The sequence below is a fragment of the Enterobacter mori LMG 25706 genome (assembly GCF_000211415.1).
In the GTDB taxonomy this organism is placed as follows: domain Bacteria; phylum Pseudomonadota; class Gammaproteobacteria; order Enterobacterales; family Enterobacteriaceae; genus Enterobacter; species Enterobacter mori.
This window is the reverse complement of the sequence record NZ_GL890776.1, coordinates 315,111-317,649: the sequence shown is the minus strand read 5'-3', so window position 1 is coordinate 317,649 and position 2,539 is coordinate 315,111. Positions and strand designations below refer to the sequence as shown.

Below are 2,539 nucleotides of genomic sequence, written 5' to 3'. Positions count from 1 at the left end.
CCCGGCTTGTTTTTTAATAGCGCACGCACACCGACTTGGTTTCACACCAGCCGTCCAGCCAGTCCGGGCCAAAGTCACGTCCGGTACCGGACTGTTTCATGCCGCCGAATGGCAGGTTGGCGTCGATCAGCGTATGGCTGTTCACCCACACGGTGCCCGCCTGCAGCCTGTCAGTATATTCCAGCGCCTTGCTGATATTCTGCGTCCAGACGCTGGCCGTCAGGCCATATTCGGTGTCGTTGGCCAGTTGCAGCGCCTCTTCTGCATCGGATACGCGCACCAGATTGACCACCGGGCCAAACACCTCTTCGCGGGTTAGCCGCAGCGCGGCATCCGGGTTCACCACCAGCGTCGGCGATACGTAATACCCTTTGCCATCCGGGCCGCGGTTGCCGGTGATCAGCTCTGCGTTGCGTGCTGTCGCCTCATCCAGGAAGGTCTGCACCTTGTCGCAGTGCGCACGCGACACCAGCGGGTTAATAAATGCCTCAGGCGACATGCCCGGGCCGACGCTCAGGGATTTCACCGCTTGCTCAAACCCGCTCACCAGCGTGTCGAACAGCGGCGCTTCAATGTAGATACGCGAGCTTGCCGCGCAGACCTGCCCCTGATTCAGGAAGCTGCCGGTCATCAGGCCTTCGATCACCCACGCCGGGTCCGCATCTTTCAACACGATTGCCGGGTTTTTGCCGCCCAGCTCCAGGGTAACGCCCGTCAACGTATCCGCCGCCGCGCGCGCAATCTGTTTTCCCGTCGCGGTCGAGCCGGTGAAACTCACTTTCGCAATATGCGGATGCGAGGTTAACGCGGCGCCACATACCGCACCGCTCCCGGTCACCACGTTGAACACGCCATCCGGAATACCCGCCTCACTCGCTAACTCCGCAACGCGCAGCAAGGTGAGCGGCGTGGTCTCTGAAGGTTTAATCACGATGGAACAGCCCGCCGCCAGCGCAGGCATCACTTTCCACATGCCAATCATCAGCGGGAAGTTCCACGGCACAATCCCGGCCACGACGCCAACCGGCTCTTTGCGCGTCCACGCCTGATAGCGCGCGCCCTGAGGCAATGGAATGGAGAGATCGAGGGTTTTCCCTGCAATCTTGGTGGTCAGCCCGGCGGTGTAGCGCATCCAGTTCAGGGTACAGCCCACCTCGAAGGCGCGGGAAATGTTGATCGACTTCCCCTGCTCCAGCGTTTCCAGCTGCGCCAGCTCCTCGCTGTGCTGTTCGACCAGATCGGCAAAACGCAGCAAGATGCGTTCACGCTCTGCCGGAAGTTTTCCTGCCCAGCTGCGGGCGACAAAGGCCCGCCAGCCGGACATCACCGCACGATCCACATCATCGACGCTGGCATCCGCGGTTGAGGCAATCACCTCTCCCGTCGCCGGGTTGTAGACGTTCAGGCGCTTTTCGCTATCGGACGCAACCTGACGCCCTTCAATCCACAAGCCGTGGTGGCGATCCATAAAACGCTGGACCTCGGGCAGGACGGCTACCTGTGATTCAGACATAGGGTACTCCTTCGTTATTCTTCGTAGGGTGTTAATGCAGTCTACGAGGCGTTTCGCATTCCCGCTTTTGTCTGTGTGACATTCGCTTTGCCACCTGTGACAGGCTCCGCAAAACATGATAATTACCGCTTATAACGCTGTTACCAGTGAGTGTTCTTTCCTATAGTCAGCCTCATGGCTCTGACAAATTGCAACACAAATGCAACAATGCAAAAACATTGACGGTGCGGCGAGATAAACGATGGCATGTGCGAGCGAACAGGAAAAGTATCAGCAGTGGCTGGCGCAAATTAACCAGGTTTGCGGACGGTTTGACGCTCGCCCGTTAGAGGGCACATTCATTGGCGAACTGGAAACCAGCTACGCAAGAAGCCTGAAGCTCAGCACCGTGACCGCAGGCAACGTCAACCTGTTCCGTACCCGCCGGGAAATAAAAAACAGTAACGATGCCTGGTTCTACGCCGTGTTTCAGCTTGAAGGCGGTGCAGAGATTGAACAGGATGAACGACGTTCCATTCTCAATACCGGCGACATAACGCTCATCGACGCGTCGCGCCCCTGCTCCATCTCCTGGCAAGATAAATCCCGCCAGATTTCACTCCTCGTGCCGCGTCAAATCATTGAGCAGCAGTGTCGTTTTCAGGAGGTGAGCTGCGCGCTGACGCTTTCACGTAGCCTGCCGACCGTACAGCTGAGCCATCGCCTGTTGCAGGAGAGTATGGGAAATGCGGAGCTGAGCGACAGAGAGAGCGAAGCGGCGCTGGAGGCGATGGTCTGCCTGCTCCGTCCGGCCTTTCAGCAACGTGACATCGTCCAGCCGCGAAAGGAACGCCAGTTCCAGCACGTCCTCTCGCTGATTGACGATCATATTCAGTCTGATGCCCTGCGACCGGAGTGGATTGCTACAGAGAGCGGGATGTCGGTACGTAGCCTGTACCGCATGTTTGCCGATAAGGGGCTGGTCGTGGCGCAGTACATCAAAAACCGCCGCCTGGACCTTTGCGCACAGGTGTTGCGCTCCGCCAG

2 protein-coding genes are annotated in these 2,539 nt (G+C 58.6%); one reads left to right on the top strand and one right to left on the bottom strand.

Features of this window, described 5'->3' with window-relative positions; all coding sequences use genetic code 11:
- Window positions 1–13: 13 nt before the first annotated feature.
- Complete coding sequence (locus tag ENTMO_RS0111415; protein WP_010430712.1) at window positions 14–1,513, bottom strand: aldehyde dehydrogenase family protein; 1,500 nt, start codon at window positions 1,511–1,513, stop codon at window positions 14–16.
- 241 nt (window positions 1,514–1,754) lie between these two features.
- Between ENTMO_RS0111415 and feaR the strand changes: the two genes are divergently transcribed.
- Window positions 1,755–2,539: transcriptional regulator FeaR (feaR, locus tag ENTMO_RS24075; protein ID WP_010430710.1), on the top strand; the 785-nt coding region annotated here is incomplete at its 3' end.

Coding starts and splice junctions, on each gene's coding strand:
- ENTMO_RS0111415 (WP_010430712.1), bottom strand. CDS start 1,513: ATGTCTGAATCACAGGTAGCCGTCCTGCCCGAGGTCCAGCGTTTTATG.